Origin of the sequence: Lysobacter sp. Root983 (assembly GCF_001429345.1) — a bacterium.
In the GTDB taxonomy this organism is placed as follows: domain Bacteria; phylum Pseudomonadota; class Gammaproteobacteria; order Xanthomonadales; family Xanthomonadaceae; genus Lysobacter.
This window is the reverse complement of the sequence record NZ_LMJO01000001.1, coordinates 360,654-380,603: the sequence shown is the minus strand read 5'-3', so window position 1 is coordinate 380,603 and position 19,950 is coordinate 360,654. Positions and strand designations below refer to the sequence as shown.

Below are 19,950 nucleotides of genomic sequence, written 5' to 3'. Positions count from 1 at the left end.
CTCTCACGCCGTATCGCAACCGGAGCACCGCCATGGACCTCGATCTGACCGGCAAACACGCCCTGGTATGCGGCGGCTCCGACGGCATCGGCCGCGCCGCCGCGCACGAACTGGCCCTGCTCGGCGCCGACGTCACCGTACTCGCGCGCCGGCCCGACGCGCTGCAAGCGGTGGTCGCGGCCCTGCCCACGCGCGCGGCGCAGCAGCACGGCTGGATCGCCGCCGACGTCTCCGACACCGCCGGCCTGCGCGCCCAGGTCGAAGCCCTCGCCGCCGGTCGGCCGGTGCACATCCTGATCAACAACAGCGGCGGCCCGCCCGGCGGACCCGCCCACAGCGCCCAGCTCGACGCCTACCTGGATGCCTTCAACCGCCACCTGCTCGCCAACCAGACCTTGGTCGCGGCGGTGCTTGCGGGCATGCAGTCGGCGCGTTGGGGCCGCATCGTCAACGTGATCTCGACTTCGGTGAAGGAACCCATCGTCGGCCTGGGCGTGTCCAACACCATCCGCGGCGCGGTCGCGAGCTGGGCCAAGACCCTGTCGCGCGAACTGGCGCCCTTCGGCATCACCGTCAACAACGTGCTGCCCGGCTACACCGAGACCGGTCGCATCACCCAGATCATCGGCGACCGAGCTCGTAGCTCGGGGCAATCCGAAGAAGCGATCATCGAAACCATGCGCAAGACAGTGCCGGCTGGCCGCTTCGCCCAGCCCGCCGAGATCGCCGCCAGCATCGCCTTCCTGGCCTCGCCCGCCGCCGCTTACGTCAACGGCGTGAGCCTGGCGGTGGACGGTGGTCGCATGCAGTCGATCTAAGCCGCGACCCGGCATGTACTCCGTTGCGCTCGGTGGTCATCTCGATACGCCCTGGCTGGCGATAGAGCCGATCCGCGTCGGTCGCACGAGCACAACCGCGAATGAGGCCGACAAAGTCTTCGTGGTCTGTGCGGAGGATCGTCCGTTCGCGCGCGTCGATCTGTATCAGCATCGGGACGAATACCACGGCTTCGAAGCTCACGCGATCTGGTCGCATTACCTCGTAATCGGCAGCGGCCACCGGGTCCATTTCATCGATCTACGCGATCGCAGCACGAGCGAGTTTGAGCTCGACAGCTACTTCGGCAACTTGAGCGCCGGCGAGGCGCGCCTGCTCGTCGCATCCGCGCAGCGCCTCTTCAGCTTCGATCGCGACGGCGTGCTGGAATGGCGCAGCGCGATGCTCGGCATCGACGGCGTCGTCGTGGAAAGCGTGACCGCTACCGAGATCGTCGGGGCTGGCGAGTGGGATCCGCCCGGTGGCTGGCAGTCCTTTCGTTTATCGGCAACCAGCGGCGTCGAAATACTCGACCCCGCTTAGACCGTCGCCTGCACGCGTCCAAAGCGCGAACGCTCGAACCACCACAACACCGCGCTGAACAGCAGCCAGGCCAGGAACCAGGGCCAGGACGGACCGCGATGCGCGTTCGCGGACGCATCCGAGGCGTCGGAGCGCGAAGACGGCTGCGCGGCGAGCGCTAGCGTATCGGCCTGCAAGGCGCTCGCGCGCAGGCCCGGCGCTTCGTCGGCGCTGCGCACCGCGAACGGCCAGGCGCGCTCGCCCTGGCGCAACGTGTGCCAACCCGGCAGGCGCGGCCAGTAAGCGGCGCAGCGCGCCGCGCCGCTGGCCGGATCGATCGGCAACACCAGCTCGCTGCCGTCCGGCGCGGACACGCGCGCGCCCGCGCTCAGGCCGCACAGGCGCATGCGCCGGTGCGGTCGCGCTTCTTCGGTGTCGATGTCCGGCGCGCCGCCGCTCTGCGCACGCGCCACCGTGGCCAGCAAGTCGTTCCACAAACGCGCATGCAGATCGCCGCGGCCGGCCAGGGCCAGGCGGAAGCTGTCGGTCAGCGTCCACAGGGCGACGCGGCCACGCCCTTGCTCGCGCCACACCGCCAAGGCGACGCCGCCGGCATCGCGCAGCAGGGTCTGGGTCCGCGGCGATTCCAGTCGCAGCACGCGCCGGCTCAGCACCGGCGTCTCCGGCACGGCCTCGTCGCGCGCGCGCGGCGCGTCGGCGCTGCCGGGGCCGAGGCGTGCGCGGATCGCGTCTTCGTCGGCGCCGCCGTCCAGCGCGAGCTTGGCGTTCGCGGCATCGCGACCGGCGTCGACGTTGAAACCCAGCGCACGCCATTGCGCGCGCGTGCTTTCGGACAAGGGCCCGGTCGCGCGCAGGACCACGCCCAGGCCGTTGCGCATGGCCTCGATCAGGGCCGCGCGCTGGGCCGCGCCCAGGCCCTCCCAACTGCGATCGTCCAACACGGCCAGATCGAAGTTGGCGAGGCCGGCGGCGTTGAGCGCGATCGGCGCATCGCCCAACTGCAGGCCGCCGCCGACGCTGATCTGGGTGTGCAGATCGGCGCCGCTGTCCAGCGCCCAGCGCCGCAGGTACTTGAGTTCGGGACTGGGCGCACCGGCCAGGATCAGGATGCGCGGCGCGGTCTGGGCGGCGACGCTCAGCGGCAGCTCGACGTCCTGCACGACTTTGCGTTGGGCATCGAGCAGGCGCAGACGGAACGGGGCGAGGCCGGCGCCGCGCGCACTGCCGCTCAGGGCCAGGGCACCGTTCGCGTCCACAGCCACGCGATCGACGCGTTGCCCGGCCGGATCCAGCAGTTCGGCGCTGCCGCCGGCCAGGCCATGGGCGCGCGCATGCACGACGAAATCGTCGCCGGCGGCGATCCGGCGCGGCAGCCACAGTCCAGTGAGGCCGCGCGGCAAGGGCAACGGCCGGAATTCGATCGCCAGGCCGCGTGTGGCATCCAGATCGCGCGCCTCCAGACCGGCGCCGATCACGCGCAAGCGCCGCGTGCCGGGATGCCGGCGTAAGGCGGTGGCCAGGTCGGGCACGCGCTCGCCTTCCAACGTGGCGGGCGCTTCCGGCAGAACCACACGCACGTCGCCGGCGACGCCCTCGGCGAAATCGGCGACGCCTTGGGTCGCGACCACCATCGTGCCGGCTTCGCCCGGCAAGCGCGGCGGCAGCAGCGCCAGATAGAGCAAGATCGCGCCCAGCGGTTGCGCGATCAGCAGCAAGCCCAGACGCCAACCCCGCGCGCCCCCGCCCGCGGGCGCACGCGCCTGGCGCAGAACCAGTCCGGCCCAGGCCGCCAACACCGCCAGCGCGAGCAGCGCGGCCAAGGCGAATTCCGGCGTGACGTAGGCGGGGTTCACGGCGCCGACTCCTTGCGCAGGGCATCGAGATAGCGCCGCCCTTCTTCGCCGCCGTCCTCGCGCCGCGGCAGTGCCGCCGGCGGACGATGCAGCAGCGGCCACAGCAAACCGCGCAGACGCGCGCGGCACGGCAGGCAGTCGGGACGCTCGCGCAAGGCATCGATCGCGGCTACGAACGCGAGCGGATCGGCCACGCGCGCCTCGTGCTCGCCCAGCCAGCGCTCCAGCGCGGCGGTGTCGACGGTCGCGTTCGCCGCGCTAGGTGCCGTCTCCAGGCTGCGCCACAGACTTTCGAGGCTGGCATCGGGCGCGCTGGCCGCGCTCAGCGCATCGCCGCGCCGCGCCAGACCTTCGCGCTCGCCGCTCATGCGCCGGCTCTCGTCGATCGGCGGCAGCTCCGGGCCGACCCGCGCCAGGTAGATGCGGCTGGCCTGCTGCACTTGCTTGATGTAGCGCAAGGCGCGATAGGCATAGGGCAAGGCGGTCTCCGGATGGGCCTGGCGCAGGTGCAGCTCCGACTGCCACATCTCGTCCAGCGCGGCCTTGAGCAACTTGCGCGTCTCCGGATCCAGCAAGGTCGCGGCCTCGGCGTGATCGTGGGTGTGGCCGTATTGCTCCAGCACCGAGCCCGCATCGCCGAAACGCGAGGGCGTCGGCGCCGGCGCGTGATCGTGATCGTCGTGGGCCTCGGGCTTCGCTTGGGCGTCGTGCCCGCCGTCCGCATGCGCCAGGTCTTCGGCATCGTTGGTCGGCGGCGGCTTGGGCTCGCCTTCGGCTTCCTCGCCCAGGAACTGGCCATAGCGCAGGCGCAGGATGCGCTGATCCACGCCGATCGCGTCCGAACGCTGTTCGTATTGCGCGGCCGCCAGCTTGCGCCGCTGCGCGTACAAGGCCTCGGCGTCGATGATGATCTGGCGCTGGCTGCGGAAATACGCCGGCAAGGTGGTCTTGACCAGGCCTTCGATGCCGGTCGCCTCCTGGCCCAGGTCCGCCGGCCAGCGCAGGATCAGGCTGGGGCTGCGCGCGCTCTGCGGCTGCGGCGCGCGGTTGTCGTCGACGCTGAGTTGCACGATCAGGTCGTCGCCGACCGCGAAGCCCAGCGCGGCCAGATCCAGACGATGCGCATAACGCTTGGCGGTGGCGCCGCCGCTGCCGCGCAGGCCGATGCGCTGTTCGCGGAAAGTGATGCTCTCGCCGGAGCCCTGGGCCAGGGTGATGCGCAGGCTCGCGTTCGCGGCCAGGCCGTAGTCGTCGCTGGCGTCGAACACCAGCGGCCACACGCGCTGCCCGGGCGTGAGCAGGCTCAAGCCGCGGTCGGGTTCGATCACGCGCAATTGCGGCGCACGGTCGGGGGTGAGATCGAGACGATAAAGGCGCCGCTGCTGCAAGGGCAGCGCGTGCGCATCCAGCACGATGCGGTACAGCGTCGACTTCTCCAGCACCGCGCTCGCCGACCAGTCCTCGCCCTGGCGCTGCAAGGCCAGGCGGCGGCCGTCGTGGAACACCAGCTCGGCCGAACCCGGCTGCGGCTGGAAGCGCAGGCGCCAGCGCAAACGCGCGCCTTGCACGGTCTTGGCCTCCAGTTGCGCTTCCTCGCGCGCCGGCAGACGCGTGTAGGCGGGCGGCGCGATCGCCAGCGAGGTCTCGCTCAGCCGCGTATGCGTGGGCGACGACGCCAGGCCGACCGCATCGGCCAGCCGTTCGCTCAAGGGCGCATCGTTCGGGCGCGGCCACAGCAACAGTCCGAGCAAGGCGAGTCCGGCCAGCGCCGCCGACAGCCACGCGCGACGCGACGACACGACCGGTCCCAGTGCGGGCGTCGCCACGCTTTCGAGACGCCCTTGCAGGCGGGTGCGCTGCAGCCGCTGCAGGGCACCCAGCGTCGCCGTGTCGGCGAACAGCAGATCGGCGCTGTCGTCCATATCGCGGCGGCGCGCATTGAGCTGGCGCGTGAGCCAGGCCGTGTCCAGGCGCAGCGCCAGGCGCCAGGCCAGGAGCGCGACGGCGACGATACCCAGCAGCGCGACCGAGGCCGCGACCCGTCCCCCGCTCCATCGCCAGGCGGCGACCGCCGCGACGATCGCCCAGGGCGCGGCCATCCGAACGGCATCGAGCCCGCGCCGCCAGCGCGCCGCGCGCAACAAGCGCTGCAGTTCGTCAGTTGCGTTCATGGCGTCGTCCCGCGGCCGGGCCGGCAGGCCAGCCAGCGTTCCAGCGCGAACAGCAGGCCGATCAACAAGGCCAGCCAGGGTTGCAGATCGCGGGCGGGCGCGGCATAGGCCGGGCCGCCGGTGCGCGGCGCGTAGTCGCTGGCTAGCGCGAGCGTGGGCTCGGGTGCCGGCGCGCTCAGCAGCTCGCGCAGACGGCGCGGAAACTCGGGTTCCAACAGCACCGGCATCGCCTGCGGCGTAAGCGCGCGGGTGAAGCGCAGCACGCGCCCGTCCCGGTAGCGACCGCCTTCGACCAGCACCGCGCCGTCGGCGTCGCGCCACAGCGGCACCGGCGAGGTTCCCTCCGGCAGCGGCGCGCCCGCATCGAGCAGAACGCTACCGCCCGCCCCTACCCATTCCAGCAGCGGCGCAGGCAAGGCACCCGGCGCCAGCCATAGCAGGCTGCGCGTGCCCGGGTCGCCGGGCGCGGCCGACGTCGCGGCCGCGACGTCGAGCGCGGCGGCTTGCGGCGACCACGACGACACCGCCGCACGCAGGTAGGGCAGCGAGGGCGCGCGCTCGGGCGCATAGCGGATCGCGAGCTTCGGCACCGCGAGCGGGCGCGCGACCGGCGCGGCCGGCGCGACCGGCGCCGCAGCGGCCACCACCTGCCATTCGATCTTGCGCGACAGCAGCGGGCGTTCGCCATCGGCGCCGGTCAGTTGCGCCGGCACCAGCACACGCAGCGGCACATCCGCCGGCAGGGTCGCATCCAGCTCGCGCAGCAGGCTGGCCAGCGCGACCGGCTGGGTCGGCGATGGCGTGTCGATCTTCGGGAAGCCTGGCGCCAGCCAGTGCGCGCGCGCATCGGGCGGGAGCTGCAGCGTGCGCGGATCCAGCCCCGGCGCGACCGCGACCCAGGGCCGCGCGGTCGCCGCGCCGTGCATCACCGGACGCGCCAACCACAGCGCCAGCAAGGCCAGCAACAACAGACGCAGCAGCAACAGCCAGCGTTCGTCGAAGCGAATGCGGTGGCGCGGCCGCGGCTTGTGGCGCAGCCAGCGCAGCGCCGCGAAATCGGTGGGACGCTGCTCGCTGCGTCGCGCCAGATGGATCAGCAGCGGCAGCAGCAGGGCCGCAAGCGCGGCCAGGGCGGCAGGCAGCAACAGCGCGAAGCTCACGCGTACTCCGCGGCGTCGCGGGCGCCGAACAAGCGGCGCAGCGGCAGATCGAGCTCCTGGTCGAGCACGTACTCGGCATGGCGAATACCGCAGGCATCCAGGCGCGCATCGACCTCGGCGCGGGCGGCGGCGAAACGCGCCAGGAACTCGTTGCGCAGCGCGACGCCGTCGCCCAGCAGCTCCTCGCCGGTCTCGGGGTCGCGGAAGCGGTGCCCGCCCTGATACGGGAAATCGCGTTCCTCGGCGGTCAGGATGCGCACGCTCAAGACCTCGCGTCGCGCCGATGCGAGGCGCTCGGCCACCGCGACGCCGCTTTCGTCGAAGCCGTCGCCGAGCATCAGCACCAGGTCGTCGGCGCCGATGCGTTCCCACAACGGGCGCAACTGCTCGCTGCTGGGCCAGGCGCCTTGCGCGGACAGCGCCTGCAGTTCCAGCAGCAAGCGATCGCGCTGACGCGGGCCGCTGGCGGGCGCGAGCAGACGCAAGCCGTCGCCGCGCAGGCCGATCAATCCGAAGCGGTCGCCTTGGCGCAAGGCCAGTTCGGCCACGCAGGCGGCCAGGCCCTTGGCCGCATCCAGTCGGCTCCAGTTCGGACGCGCGGCGTCGGTCTGATTCATCGAGGCGCTGGCGTCGACCAGCAGCCACACCGCCAGCGGGCTTTCGCGCTCGGCTTCGCGCACGAAGAAGCGGTCCGAGCGCGCATACAGTTTCCAGTCGATCTGGCGCAGTTCGTCGCCGGGCTCGTAGGCGCGGTACTGGGCGAACTCCAGGCCGGCGCCGCGGCTGCGGCTGCGGTGCAGGCCCAGCCCGTGCGCGCCGACCGCGCGCCGCGAGGTCAGGCGCAGGGTGCGCAAGCGCGCCCGCACCGCCGCCGGAATCAGATCGCCGCTCATCGCGCTATCCGCCCTGCCCCGACGCTCAGGCGCCGGCGAACGGCACGCCGCGCAGCAGCGCCGCGATCACGTCGTCGGCGCTCTTCTGTTCGGCCTCGGCCGCGAACGACAGCAGCAGGCGGTGACGCATCACCGGCGCCGCCAGCGCCAGCACATCGTCGCGGGTGGCCGCCAGGCGCCCGTGCAGCAGCGCGCGCGCCTTGGCCGCCAGCACCAGCGACTGGCCCGCGCGCGGACCGGCGCCCCACTTCACCCATTGCCGCACTTCGGCCAGGGCGCTGTCGCGCGGCCGGCTCGCGCGCACCAGGCGGGTGATCCACAGCAGCAGATCGTCGCCCAGATGCACCTCGCGCACGCGCGCCTGCAGGGCCAGCACCTGCTCGCCGTGCATCACTCGCGGCACCTGCGCGCTGTGCGCGCCGGTGGTCTGCTGCAGGATGTCGTGCTCCTCGCGCTCGCTGGGGTAGTCGACGCGGATATGCAGCAGGAAACGATCCAGCTGCGCTTCCGGCAAGGGATAGGTGCCGGCCTGTTCCAGCGGGTTCTGGGTGGCCAGCACGAAGAACGGCGACGGCAGCGTGTGGGTGACGCCGGCGTAGCTGACCGTGCGTTCCTGCATCGCTTCCAGCAGCGCGGCCTGGGTCTTGGGCGGTGTGCGGTTGAGTTCGTCGGCCAGCAGCAGATTGGTGAAGATCGGGCCGGGCTGGAAACGGAAATGGCGATGGCCGGTGCCGTGGTCCTCCTCCAGCAGCTCGGTGCCGAGGATGTCGCTGGGCATCAGGTCGGGGGTGAACTGCACGCGCCGGAACTGCAGTTCCAGCGCCTGCCCCAACGAGCGCACCAGCAGGGTCTTGCCCAGGCCTGGCACGCCTTCGAGCAGGCAGTGGCCGCCGGCCAGCAGGCCGATCAGCAACTGTTCGACCACGTCGTCCTGGCCGACGATGGCCTGCGCAATCGCGCTGCGCAGCGTGCTCAGCTGGGCCAGTTCGGCCTGGATGTCGGATTCGCTGGGGGTCTGGCTCATGGGTGTGCCCTTGCTGGTTCGTTCACGCGGTCAGCGCGTACATGACGATGTTGACCGCGAACTTGGTGTTGTCCTCGGCCAGGAAGCGCTTGTTGCGCCAGTCGTAGTCCCACTCGCAGCCGTAGTCCTTGTTGCTGTAGAGCACGCCCAGACGACCGTCGATCTCGATGCCCTGCAGGTACTCGTGGACCAGGTCGTCGCCCCAGCCGTTGAGTTCGAAGCCGGTCGCGGGCGGGCCGTCGAAGACGAAGAAGCTGCGGTAGATCGGATGGTTCTTGGGCAGCTTCTTCATCGCCTTGCGGCCGAAGATCGCCGCCATCTGCGATTCGAACGAGCGCGCGAACAGGCCGTCGATATCGTGATTGCAGTCGTCGACGAAGACGAAGCCGCCGTTGCGCACATAGCGCTCGAAGTTGCGGCGCTCGTCGGGATTGAACTCGACCAGCTTGTGCCCGGCCAGGTAGCAGAACGGCGCGGTCAGCATCTTGGGATCGGCCAGCGCCAGCACGTGCTCCTTGGGATCCACGCGCAGGTTGGTGTAGTCGATCAGCGAGGTGATCAGGTTGGCCGGCATGCGCTGGTCCACGTCCCAGTCGCCGGAGTCGTACTTCAAACGGGTGAACCAGAAGTCGTACTCGGCCGCAGCCAGGGCCGCCTGCCAAGGCCGGGCCAAGGCCGCGCCGGCCAGGCCGCCCAGCATCAGGCGCAGGAACTGCGCGCGGTTCATGCGTACGCGCCCGCGCTCGGAAGCGCCTGAGGGCTGCGGGCGACGACACTGGGCATCGGCGCCTACAGCGAACGCGCGGTGTTGATGATGTTGACGCCGTTGAAGCGCGTCGTGCTCGATCCGTGCGACACCGCCGAGACCTGGCTGGGCTGGCCCTTGCCGTCGAAGAAGGAGCCGCCCATGCGGAAATCGCGCTGGTCGCAGACCGCCACGCAGGCGTTCCAGAACTCCGGCGTGCGGATCTGGTAGGCCGCGTCCTCGACCAGGCCCACGACCTGGCCGTTCTTGATCTCGAAGAACAGCTGGCCGCCGAACTGGGCGTTGTAGCGCTGCTGGTCGATCGAATAGGAACCGCGCCCGTGCACGTACAGCCCACGCTCCACGCCCTTGACCATCTCCGCCACGCTCAGGGGTTTCTTGCCGGGCTTCAGCGAGACGTTGGCCATGCGCTGGAACTGCACGCTGGACCAGCTGTCGGCGTAGCTGCAGCCGTGCGATTCCTTGTGGCCGAGGATATGCGCCTCGTCGCGGGTGGCCTGGTAGTCGACCAGGATGCCGTCGCGGACCAGGTCCCACTCGCGCGTCTTCACGCCCTCGTCGTCGTAGCCGACCGCGCCCAGGCTGCCGGGGCGGGTCTTGTCGGCGACGAAGTTGACCAGTTCGCTGCCGTAACGGTAGCCCTGCTCGCGCTTGTCGAGGGTGGCGAAGCTGGTGCCGGCGTAGTTGGCCTCATAGCCGAGCACGCGGTCCAGTTCCAACGGATGGCCGACGTTCTCGTGGATGGTCAGGAACAGGTTGGACGGGTCCACCACCAGGTCGTACTTGCCGGGCTTGACCGAGGGCGCCTTGAGCTTGGCGCGCGCATGCTTGGCGGCCGCGACCGCGTCCTCCATCACGTCGTAGGAACTGCCGTAGCCGGTCATGCCGCCAGGCAAGGCGTGCTTGCCGGCCGGATCGGCGTCCAGATACTCGTAGCCCAGGCCCATCGGCGCCGACAGACCGTCGCGGGTGCGGAATTTGCCGCTGGCCTTGTCCACCGCGGTCGCGGTCAGCGGCAGCCAGATGCGGTGCACGTCCTGATCGATGTAGCTGCCGTCGGTGGAGGCGAAGTACTTCTGCTCGTTGATCACGAACAGGGTCGAATTGACGAAATCGGCGCCGGCCTTGATCGCCGCGGCGTTGACGCCCAGCAACAGCTCGACCTTGTCCTTGATCGGCACCGCCATCGCGTTCTTGCGCACCGGCGTGGCCCAGCGCACCTCGCCCACACCGCGCACCGGCGCCAGCTCGACCTTGCGGGTCTGGACCTTGGCGTTGGCGCGCGCGATCGCCAGGGCCTGGCGCGCCGCGGCGGCCACCGCCTCGGGCGTGGAGCGCGCGGTGGCGGCGAAGCCCCAGGCGCCGTCGCAGAGCACGCGGATACCGACGCCGGCCGACTCGCCGTTGACGATGTTGCGCACCTGGGCCTCGCGGGTGATCACCGACTGGCGCAGGTAGCGGCCGATGCGCACGTCGCAGTACGACGCCCCGCCCTCGCGCGCGGCGCTCAAGGCGGTGTCGGCCAGGGCGCGCCGACGCACGGCGTCGACCGGCTCCAGCAAGGCCTCCGCCGCGATGCTGCGGCCGTAGGGAAGCATGAGACCGGCCAGACCGAGGCCGGTGAAACTCAGAAAGTCGCGTCGTTGCACGGGTCGCAGGCTCGGCTGTAGCGGGGGAACGCGCGGCTGGCGCGTCGGCGACGGGCGGCGCGCCGGACACCGGCGGCGCCGCCCGCGCGCTGTGGCGTCAGACCGCGTCCGACAACGAAGTGAAGGTGAAATCGCGCAGCTTCATCGGCGGAATCATCATCACGAACGAGGACTCGTCGCCGGCCACGCGCACCGGCTTGCCGAGTTCTTCGATGTTGTTGAGCATGATCACCGGCGACTCGTTGAAGCGGAAATTCTTCACCGGGTGCTTGATCACGCCGTTCTCGATGTAGAAGGTGCCGTCGCGGGTCAGACCGGTCAGCAGCACGGTCTGCGGATCGACCAGGCGGATGTACCAGGTGCGGGTGACCAGGATGCCCTTCTGGGTGCCCTTGATCAGGTCCGCGGTGGACTTGTCGCCGCCGGCCATCAGCAGGTTGCCGGGCGTGCCGACCGCGCGCTTGCCCTGCTTCTTGGCCCAGTAGCGCGAGTAGCGCAGCGCCGCGATCTTGCCGTTCTCGACCACTGCCATCTTCTCGCGCGGCAGGCCCTCGCCGTCCCAGGGCATGACCGCGGCGCGCTCGTCCCAGGGATCGGCGACGATGTTCACGCGCGGGTCGTAGACCTGCTCGCCCAGCTTGTTGCCGCCGCCCTTCTTGGACAGGAAGCTGCGGCCCTCGTCGGCCTGGCGGGCGTCGAAGAAATTCATCATGAACGAGATCAGGCCGGCGGCCGCGGCCGGCTCCAGGATCACCGTGTACTTGCCCGGCTCCAGCGCCTTGGCCTCGGCCGATTCGGTGGCCTTGCGCATCGCCGTACGCACGTCGCTGTCGACCTTGAAGTCGCCCGCGCTCTTGAGGTTGCGGCCGACCCAGCCCGAACCGCGGCCGTCGTCGGTGCGCACGGTGCAGGTGTAGTCGAAGTTGGTCGCGCGCTGATAGCCGAAATTGCCCTTGCTGTTGGCGAAGGCGACGAAGCTCTGGCCGTCCTCGAGGAAACCGGCGGCGGTCAGCTTGTCGGCGCGGCAGGGCGCGATCGAATCGGCGGCGACCTTGGCCCGGTACTCGGGCGTGATCGCGGCGGTGGCTTCGCTGAAGGTGTTGCTGGGCTTGTAGGTTTGCTTCTCGATCGCCGGCATGAATTCGGGGTTCTCCGGCGCCAGGCGCGCCAGATCCTCTGCGCGGCGCACCACGCGCTCGAGCGCGGCATCGTCGAACTCGTTGATCGTGGCCACGCCGACGCGGTTGCCGAATGCAACCTGGACCGCCAGATCGGCGTCGTCGACGATGCCGCTGGTGGAGACGTTATTGAGGGCGAAACGGATGTTGCCGTTGATCGAGCCGCTCAGCGTGGCCGTGCATTCGTCGGCCTTGGACAGCTTGACGACCTTCTCCAGCAGGGTCCGGGCTTCGGCTTCGGTAAAGATACTCATCGTGGATTCTCCTGGCGTCGCTTAGCCGAGCTTGCGGGCGGTGTTGATGACGTTGATGCCGTTGAAGCGCGCCGTGCTCGATCCGTGCGAGACCGCCGACACCTGGCCCGGCTGGCCCTTGCCGTCGAAGAACGAGCCGCCGAGGCGGTAGTCGCTGTCGTCGCAGACGGCGGTGCAGGCGTTCCAGAACTCCGGCGTGCGGATCTGATAGGCCACGTCCTCGAGCATGCCGGTGATCTTGCCGTTCTTGATTTCGTAGAACAGCTGGCCGCCGAACTGGGCGTTGTAGCGCTGCTGGTCGATCGAGAACGAACCGTCGCCGATGATGTAGATGCCGTTCTCGACGTCCTTGATCATGTCGGCGACGCTGAGCTTGTTCTTGCCAGGCGCCAGCGAGACGTTGGCCATGCGCTGGAACTGCACGCTGGACCAGCTGTCGGCATAGCAGCAGCCGTCGGACTCGGTCTTGCCGACGATATGGGCCTGGTCGCGGATGGTCTGGTAGTCGACCAGGGTGCCGTCCTTGACCAGGTTCCAACGCTTGGTCTTGACGCCCTCGTCGTCGTAGCCGACCGCGCCGAGGCTGCCGACCTGGGTCTTGTCGGCGAACAGGGTGACGTTGTCGCTGCCGTAGCGGAACTTGTCCTTGAGCTTGTCCAGGGTGGCGAAGCTGGTGCCGGCGTAGTTGGCCTCGTAGCCGAGCACGCGGTCCAGTTCCAGCGGATGGCCGACCGACTCGTGGATGGTCAGCCAGGTGTGCGAAGGGTCCAGCACCAGGTCGTACTTGCCCGGCTTGACCGAGGGCGCGGTCAGCTTCTCGCGCGCCTGCTTGGCCGAAGCCACGGCGTCCTCGAGCATGTCGTAGGAATCGCTGTAGTTGACCACGCCGTTGGGCGAGACCACCTTGCCCGAGGCGGCGCCGTCGAGATACTCGAAGCCCATGCCCATCGGCGAGGACAGGCCGTCGCGGGTGCGGAACTTGCCGCTGGCCTTGTCGATGGCGGTCACCGTCATCGGCGCCCAGATCCGGTGCACGTCCTGATCGATGTAAGAGCCGTCAGTGGACGCGAAGTACTTCTGCTCGTTGACCAGGAACAGCATCGAGTTGACGAAGTCGGCGCCGGCCTTGACCGCCGCGGCGTTCACGCCCAGCAGCAGATCGACCTTCTCCTTGAGCGGAACTTCCATCGAATTCTTCTTGATCGGCGTCTTCCACGACACCTCGCCCACGCCCGGCGCCTTGGCGAGCTGCACCGGCGCGGTCTGGCTCTTGGCGTTGGCGCGCGCGATCGCGGCAGCCTGCTGCGCGGCCTTGACCACGCCGTCGTTGGTGAGGCGGTTGGTGGCGGCGAAGCCCCAGGCGCCGTTGACCAGCACGCGCACGCCGATGCCGGTGGACTCGGTGTTGACCACATTCTGGACCTTGTCCTCGCGCGTGATCACGAACTGGCGCAGGTAGCGCCCGATGCGCACATCGCAGTAGGAGGCGCCGGCCTGGGTGGCCGCGCCCAGCGCGGCGTCGGCCAGCACCTTCTTCTTGGCCACATCCAACGGCGAAAGCAGCGCCTCGGCGGCGATGAGGTTGCCGTAGGGAACCATCAGCCCGGCCAATCCCAGGCCCGACATCGTCAGGAAATCTCGTCTGTCCACGTTGATTCTTCCGCCGTTGAGGCCCGCATGTCGACGTCGCCGTCCGCCATCGGGCGTGGATGAGAAGGGTCCGTCCGAATGTGCAGAGCCGCTAACCGGCGCGTCAAGTGCCGAGAGGCCCGGGTCATGCCCGCGCGGCGCGAAGCTGGGACCTGGATGCGCATGCGCTTTGCATAACTTGGCCGCAGCGCGTTCGAGGACGAGCGTGCCGGACGGACGCGCCTGCGCACGCCGCCGATGGGCGCGCGACGGCCAGCGCGCTAAGCTAGACGGATGCGATATTTCCGGCACTGCATCGACGGACAGTCCCGCGACCCTGCCAGCGGCCGCTGGCTAGATGTCTACGACCCCGCCAATGCGCAGGCGTATGCAAAAGTCGCCGCCGGCGACGCCGCCGATGTCGAGGCCGCGATCGCGGCCGCCGGCCAGGCCTTCCCTGCCTGGGCCGGCCTGCCCCACAGCGAGCGCGCACGCTGGCTGGAGAAGTTGGCCGACGCGCTGGAAGCGCGCCTGGATGCGTTCGCGCAGGCCGAGTCCGAGGACGCCGGCAAGCCGATCCGACTCGCGCGCGAGGTCGAGATTCCGCGCGCGGTCGCCAACCTGCGCTTCTTCGCTCACGCCGCGACCCAGTTCGCCAGCGAATCCCACCACGGCCAGGCCGGGCTCAACTACACCCTGCGCTCGCCGCTGGGCGTGGTCGCGACGATCTCGCCCTGGAACCTGCCGCTGTACCTGTTCACCTGGAAGATCGCCCCGGCCCTGGCCGCCGGCAACGCGGTGGTCGCCAAGCCCTCGGAGGTGACGCCGGCCACGGCGACGATGCTGGGCGAACTCGCGATCGAGATCGGCTTCCCGGCCGGCGTGCTCAACATCGTCCACGGCCTGGGGCCCCAGGTCGGCGAGCCGCTGGTGAATCACGACGCGGTGCGCGCGGTGTCGTTCACCGGCAGCACCGGGGTCGGCCAGCGCATCGCCGCGCTGGCCGCGCCGCGCCTGAAGAAGGTCTCGCTGGAACTGGGCGGCAAGAATCCGACCCTGGTGTTCGCCGACAGCGACTGGCGCGCCCAGCTCGACACCCTGGCGCGCTCGGCGTTCCAGAACTCGGGCCAGATCTGTCTGTGCGGCTCGCGCCTGCTGGTGGAACGTTCGATCTACGCCGAGGTGCGCGAGGCCATGGTCGAGCGCGCGCAAGCGCTGCACGCGGGCGCACCCGCGGACGAGGCGACCACGCTAGGCCCGCTGGTATCGCAGGCGCATTACGACAAGGTTCTGCTGGCGCTAGCGCGCGCCCGCGAGGAAGGCGGCCAGGTCCTGTGCGGCGGCCATGCGCTTGAGCGCGCGGGCTGGTACGTGGCCCCCACCGTGATCGAAGGCCTGGGGCCGGACAGCGTCAGCAATCGCGAGGAGATCTTCGGGCCTGTGGTCACCCTGCAGCCCTTCGACGACGACAGCCACGCCCTGGCCCTGGCCAACGCCGGCGACTACGGCCTGTCGGCCTCGATCTGGACCCGCGATCTCAACCGCGCGCATCGCCTGGCCGCGCAACTGCGCGTGGGCATGGTCTGGATCAACACCTGGCTGCAACGCGACCTGCGCACGCCGTTCGGCGGCGTCGGCGCGTCCGGTCTCGGCCGCGAAGGCGGTGCCGAGGCCATGCGCTTCTTCACCGATGCCAAGAACGTGGGTCTGCACCTGGGATGAGCCCGTCCATGCCGCCGTCCGCCGCCGAATCGCGCCCGCGCTCGATCCGCGGGGCCCTGACCGCGGTACTCGCCCTGCTGCTGTCCGGCGTCGCCCTGCTCGCCCAGGCGCAGCAGGCGCCGTTGGACCCGGTCGACGAGTTCTATCGCCAATTCAACGCCCAGCCCGACGAGTACAGCCGCTTCCTGCTCGCGTACGGCTACGACAGCGGCCAGGACGAGGCCCTGGCTAACGAAATCGGGCAGATGCTGGCGACCCAGTACGGCTTCTTCGGCCGACCCAACGACGCCGACCGCACGATGCCGTTCTGGGAGGAGGCGCCCGCAGGCTTCAGCTTGCCGGACCGGCGCCGTTATACCGCCCTGCCCGCGCTGGAATGGATCGCTGCGCGCGCCGCGCGGCGTCAGGTGTTGATGATCAACGAGGCCCATCACCGCAACGACACCCGCCGCCTGACCCTGGCCCTGTTGCCGCGCCTGCGCGCGCTCGGCTACACGCATGTGGCGTTGGAAACCCTGGAAGCCGACGACACCGGGCTGCGCCAACGCGGCTATCCGCTTTACTCCCGCACCGGCTACTACAGCGGCGACCCGATCTATGCCGAGATCATTCGCACGGCGCTGCGTCTGGGCTTCGTGCTGGTGCCCTACGATTCGATCCGGGTGCCCGGCCAGACTCAACAGCAGCGCGAAACCCGCCAGGCCGAGCAACTGATCGAACGCGTGTTCCGCGACAACCCGCGCGCCAAGCTGCTGGTGCATGCCGGTTACGCGCATATCGACAAGTCGCCGGGAGGTTTCGGCCCGCGCACCCGGCCGATGGCGATGGAGTTCCAACGCCTGAGCGGTATCGAGCCGCTCAGCGTCGAGCAGGCGCTGCTGACACCGGCACCGCCGGGAACCGCCGCCTCGATCGCCGACCGCATCGCCGCGGAATTCCGCCTGACGCGACCCAGCGTCTTGCTCGAGCGCGGCGTCGGCCGCGAATGGACGTTGTGGCCCGGACGCAACGATCTCACCGTGGTGTTCCCGGACACGGCCGATTCGGTGTTGCGCCCGGATTGGATGCGCCTGGGCGGCCTACGCAATCCGATCGATCTGTCCGACGAATTGCGGCCCTGTCTGGCACGCCTGCCGTGCGCGCTGGAAGCGCGGTATCTCGGCGAAAGCGTCGATGCGGTACCGGCCGACCAGACCGTGATCCTCAGCGCGGCGGAGCATCGCCTGCCGCTGTACCTGAAACCGGGACGCTACGACCTCAAGGTCCGCGACCGCAGCGGCCAAGTTGTAGGCCGACACCTTTTGCGGGTCTGCGCTCCGGCGCAGGCCGCGTACGTGCGCGCTTGCGCCCGTCCGTCCCGCGCCGCCCACTGAAACGGACTCTGCGAACCCGCCATGAGCTCACTCGAAAACCTGCTTGGCCGAAACCGCGAATGGTCCGAACGGCTGCGTGCCGAGGACCCCGACTTCTTCGCGCGCCTGTCTAGCCAGCAGGCACCCGAATACCTGTGGATCGGCTGCTCCGATTCGCGCGTGCCCGCCAACCAGATCGTCGATCTCGCCCCCGGCGAGGTCTTCGTCCACCGCAATATCGCCAACGTGGTCGTGCACACCGACCTGAACTGCCTGTCGGTGATCCAGTTCGCGGTCGACGTACTCAAGGTCAAGCACATCCTGGTGGTCGGCCATTACGGCTGCGGCGGCGTGCACGCGGCCCTGCACGGCCATCGCTACGGCCTGGTCGACAACTGGCTGCGCCATGTCACCGACGTCGCCGACAAGCACGTGTCCTGCATCAGCCATGCCCATCATGACGAGCGCCACGACCGCCTGTGCGAGCTCAACGTGATCGAACAAGTGCAGAACGTCTGCCTGACCACGATCGTGCGCGACGCCTGGGCGCGCGGCCAGCCGCTGACCGTGCACGGCTGGGTCTACAGCCTGCGCAACGGCCGGGTCAACGACCTGGGCATGGACATCGAAGCGCACGAGGAACTGCAATCGGCCTACGACTCGGCGATCGCGCGCGTGCATTCCACCCACGGCGGCTCGCCGCGATGAGCGCCGCCGGCGACAGCATCCGCACCGACGCGGCGCCGCGCCCGGTCGGCCTGTATCCGCATGCGCGCCGGGTCGGCGAGCTGCTGTTCCTGTCCGGCATCGGCCCGCGCGATCCGGCCGGCAACGGCATACCCGGCAACGTCCACGACGCCGACGGCCGCCTGATCGCCTACGACATCGGCCTGCAATGCCGCGCGGTGTTCGCCAACGTGCGCGCGGTGCTGGAAGCCAGCGGCGCCGGCTGGGACGACCTGGTCGACGTCACCGTCTACCTGACCGACATGGCCCGCGATTTCGCCGCTTACAACGCGGCCTGGGCCGACGCCTTTCCCGACATCGACCGCGCGCCCTGCCGCACCACCCTGGGCATCACCGCGCTGCCGACTCCGATCGCGATCGAACTCAAATGCATCGCGCGCCTGGCGCGCCCCGCGGAGTAAATCATGCTGCCCGGACCGATCAACCTGCAGGCCTGGATCGAGGAACACCGCCACCTGCTCAAACCGCCGGTCGGCAACAAGACGATCTACGTCGACGACTTCATCGTCATGATCGTCGGCGGCCCCAACCAGCGCACCGACTACCACTGGGACGAGGGCGCGGAGTGGTTCTACCAGCTCGAGGGCGAGATGGTGCTGCGCATTCAAGAGGACGGCGCCGTTCGCGACATCCCGATCCGCGCCGGCGAGACCTTCCTGCTGCCGCCGCGCGTGCCGCATTCGCCGCAGCGCATGCCCGACTCCATCGGCCTGGTGATCGAGCGCCGCCGCCGTCCCGACGAGGACGACGGCCTGATGTGGTTCTGCGAACGCTGTAACCACAAGCTCTACGAAGAGTACTTCCACCTGCGCAACATCGAGACCGACTTCCCACCGGTGTTCGAGCGCTTCTACGCCTCGCGCGAGCACCGCAGCTGCAAGCAATGCGGGCACCTGAACCCGGCCCCGTCCAAGTACGTGATGCCGGATACCTGAGGCCGCCACGGGGCCGTTGGGTCCGATGCGCGACCCTGCGGACGGCAACCGCGCTCGGGGCCCCAATCGGGCCTCAGCCGGACGGGCGGCCCGATCGGCCCACCGAACGCATCCCGGTCGGTGGCGAAGGCCGTATCCTTGAGTTCCCGCGGTCGCTCATCGACGCAGCCGGGCGAGCTCGCCGCCACGCCCGGCCTGATACGCTCAATCCACCAGGCGATTAAGGTTTCCGGCATTCCGTGCTCAAGATCGACACCCACGCCCACTACCTGCCGCGCGACTGGCCCGACCTGGCGCGCAAGTTCGGCGACGACCGTTTCCCGGTGATCCACCACACCGACGACGGCCGCCACCGCATCTACAAGGACGGCAAGTTCTTCCGCGAAATCTGGTCCAAGACCTGGGACCCGCAGGAACGCATCGACGACTACGCGCGTTTCGGCGTGCAGGTGCAGGTGATCAGCACCGTGCCGGTGATGTTCAGTTACTGGGCCAAGCCGCACCACGCGCTGGAGCTGCACCAGGCCCTCAACGACCACATGGCCGAGACCTGCCGCAGCCATCCGCGCCACTATGCCGGCATCGGCACGGTACCGCTGCAATCGCCGCGTCTGGCGGTGCAGGAGCTGGAGCGCTGCATGGACCAGCTGGGCCTGCAGGGCGTGCAGATCGGCAGCCACGTCAACGACTGGAACCTGGACGCGCCGGAGCTGTTCGAGTTCTTCCAGGCCGCCAGCGACCTGGGCGCGGCGGTGCTGGTGCACCCCTGGGACATGATGGGCGCGGCCAGCATGCCCAAGTACTGGCTGCCCTGGCTGGTCGGCATGCCGGCCGAGCAGTCGCGCGCGGCCTGCTGCCTGGTGTTCGGCGGCGTGCTCGAGCGCCTGCCCAAGCTGAAGATCTGCATGGCCCACGGCGGCGGCAGCTTCCCCTACACCATCGGCCGCATCGAACACGGCTTCAACATGCGCCCCGACCTGGTCGCCACCGACAACCCGCGCAACCCGCGCGAGTATCTGGGACGGATGTACTTCGATTCCTGGGTCGCCGATCCCCGCGCCCTGCAGTACCTGCTCGATACCTGCGGTGTGTCGCGGGTGATGCTGGGCACCGACTATCCGTTCCCGCTGGGCGAACAGGAGCCCGGCGCGGGCATCGCCTCGCTGGCGCTGCCGGAGGCGGATCAGTCACGCCTGTACCACGGCACCGCCCTGGAATGGCTGGGGCTGCCCTTGGCGCGCTTCGCCTGAGCTCCAGC

The 19,950-nt window shown here is 69.7% G+C and carries 17 protein-coding genes; 8 read left to right on the top strand and 9 right to left on the bottom strand.

Going from position 1 to position 19,950, the window contains the following annotated elements; translation table 11 throughout:
- Positions 1-32: 32 nt before the first annotated feature.
- Together ASE43_RS01730 and ASE43_RS01725 are read left to right on the top strand one after the other, a co-directional pair.
- On the top strand, positions 33-818 hold the full coding sequence (locus tag ASE43_RS01730; protein WP_056174585.1) for an SDR family oxidoreductase: 786 nt from the start codon (positions 33-35) through the stop codon (positions 816-818).
- A 13-nt stretch (positions 819-831) separates the two neighbouring features.
- Positions 832-1,359 carry a hypothetical protein gene (locus ASE43_RS01725; protein ID WP_057159256.1) on the top strand — a complete coding sequence of 176 codons (528 nt, stop codon included), beginning with the start codon at positions 832-834 and terminating at the stop codon, positions 1,357-1,359.
- Here ASE43_RS01725 and ASE43_RS01720 read toward each other — a convergent pair.
- The 9 genes from ASE43_RS01720 to ASE43_RS01680 all read right to left on the bottom strand — a co-directional run bounded on the left by ASE43_RS01720 (position 1,356) and on the right by ASE43_RS01680 (position 13,957).
- The gene (locus tag ASE43_RS01720; RefSeq protein ID WP_057159255.1) at positions 1,356-3,212 is read right to left on the bottom strand and encodes a hypothetical protein; all 1,857 of its coding nucleotides are present in this window, start codon (positions 3,210-3,212) and stop codon (positions 1,356-1,358) included. The genes ASE43_RS01725 and ASE43_RS01720 overlap by 4 nt on opposite strands.
- A complete protein-coding gene (locus tag ASE43_RS01715; RefSeq protein ID WP_057159254.1) occupies positions 3,209-5,383 on the bottom strand; it encodes a hypothetical protein in 2,175 nt (724 codons plus the stop codon). Before ASE43_RS01715 ends, ASE43_RS01720 begins: the two co-directional genes overlap by 4 nt.
- Positions 5,380-6,543 carry a BatA domain-containing protein gene (locus ASE43_RS01710; RefSeq protein WP_057159253.1) on the bottom strand — a complete coding sequence of 388 codons (1,164 nt, stop codon included), beginning with the start codon at positions 6,541-6,543 and terminating at the stop codon, positions 5,380-5,382. The genes ASE43_RS01715 and ASE43_RS01710 overlap by 4 nt, the downstream gene beginning before the upstream one ends.
- Positions 6,540-7,436, bottom strand: coding sequence for a DUF58 domain-containing protein (locus ASE43_RS01705; protein ID WP_057159252.1), 897 nt, complete (start codon positions 7,434-7,436; stop codon positions 6,540-6,542). The genes ASE43_RS01710 and ASE43_RS01705 overlap by 4 nt, the downstream gene beginning before the upstream one ends.
- 25 nt (positions 7,437-7,461) lie before the next feature.
- A complete protein-coding gene (locus ASE43_RS01700) occupies positions 7,462-8,460 on the bottom strand; it encodes a MoxR family ATPase (RefSeq protein WP_057159251.1) in 999 nt (332 codons plus the stop codon).
- 22 nt (positions 8,461-8,482) lie between these two features.
- Positions 8,483-9,187, bottom strand: coding sequence for a DUF4159 domain-containing protein (locus tag ASE43_RS01695; protein ID WP_057159250.1), 705 nt, complete (start codon positions 9,185-9,187; stop codon positions 8,483-8,485).
- A 62-nt stretch (positions 9,188-9,249) separates the two neighbouring features.
- On the bottom strand, positions 9,250-10,875 hold the full coding sequence (locus ASE43_RS01690; RefSeq protein ID WP_057159249.1) for a TldD/PmbA family protein: 1,626 nt from the start codon (positions 10,873-10,875) through the stop codon (positions 9,250-9,252).
- A gap of 97 nt (positions 10,876-10,972) precedes the next feature.
- Positions 10,973-12,307: a TldD/PmbA family protein gene (locus ASE43_RS01685; RefSeq protein WP_056174572.1), complete on the bottom strand. Its 1,335-nt coding sequence runs from the start codon at positions 12,305-12,307 to the stop codon at positions 10,973-10,975.
- Positions 12,308-12,328: 21 nt separating this feature from the next.
- Positions 12,329-13,957 carry a TldD/PmbA family protein gene (locus tag ASE43_RS01680; RefSeq protein ID WP_056174569.1) on the bottom strand — a complete coding sequence of 543 codons (1,629 nt, stop codon included), beginning with the start codon at positions 13,955-13,957 and terminating at the stop codon, positions 12,329-12,331.
- A 273-nt stretch (positions 13,958-14,230) separates the two neighbouring features.
- On the opposite strand from ASE43_RS01680, the gene ASE43_RS01675 reads away from it, so the two are divergent.
- The 6 genes from ASE43_RS01675 (at position 14,231) to ASE43_RS01650 (ending at position 19,942) form a co-directional block, all read left to right on the top strand.
- Positions 14,231-15,658 (top strand): aldehyde dehydrogenase, encoded by a 1,428-nt coding sequence (locus tag ASE43_RS01675; RefSeq protein ID WP_057159248.1) that lies wholly within the window; start codon positions 14,231-14,233, stop codon positions 15,656-15,658.
- A gap of 8 nt (positions 15,659-15,666) precedes the next feature.
- Positions 15,667-17,031 carry a hypothetical protein gene (locus ASE43_RS01670; protein WP_057159247.1) on the top strand — a complete coding sequence of 455 codons (1,365 nt, stop codon included), beginning with the start codon at positions 15,667-15,669 and terminating at the stop codon, positions 17,029-17,031.
- A gap of 21 nt (positions 17,032-17,052) precedes the next feature.
- Positions 17,053-17,718 (top strand): carbonate dehydratase, encoded by a 666-nt coding sequence (gene can / locus ASE43_RS01665; RefSeq protein WP_056174563.1) that lies wholly within the window; start codon positions 17,053-17,055, stop codon positions 17,716-17,718.
- Entirely contained in the window at positions 17,715-18,158 is a 444-nt protein-coding gene (locus ASE43_RS01660; protein ID WP_057159246.1) for a RidA family protein, read from the top strand. The genes can and ASE43_RS01660 overlap by 4 nt, the downstream gene beginning before the upstream one ends.
- 3 nt (positions 18,159-18,161) lie before the next feature.
- Positions 18,162-18,692 carry a 3-hydroxyanthranilate 3,4-dioxygenase gene (locus tag ASE43_RS01655; protein ID WP_056174560.1) on the top strand — a complete coding sequence of 177 codons (531 nt, stop codon included), beginning with the start codon at positions 18,162-18,164 and terminating at the stop codon, positions 18,690-18,692.
- Positions 18,693-18,931: 239 nt separating this feature from the next.
- Positions 18,932-19,942 (top strand): amidohydrolase family protein, encoded by a 1,011-nt coding sequence (locus ASE43_RS01650; protein ID WP_057159245.1) that lies wholly within the window; start codon positions 18,932-18,934, stop codon positions 19,940-19,942.
- Positions 19,943-19,950 lie beyond the last annotated feature (8 nt).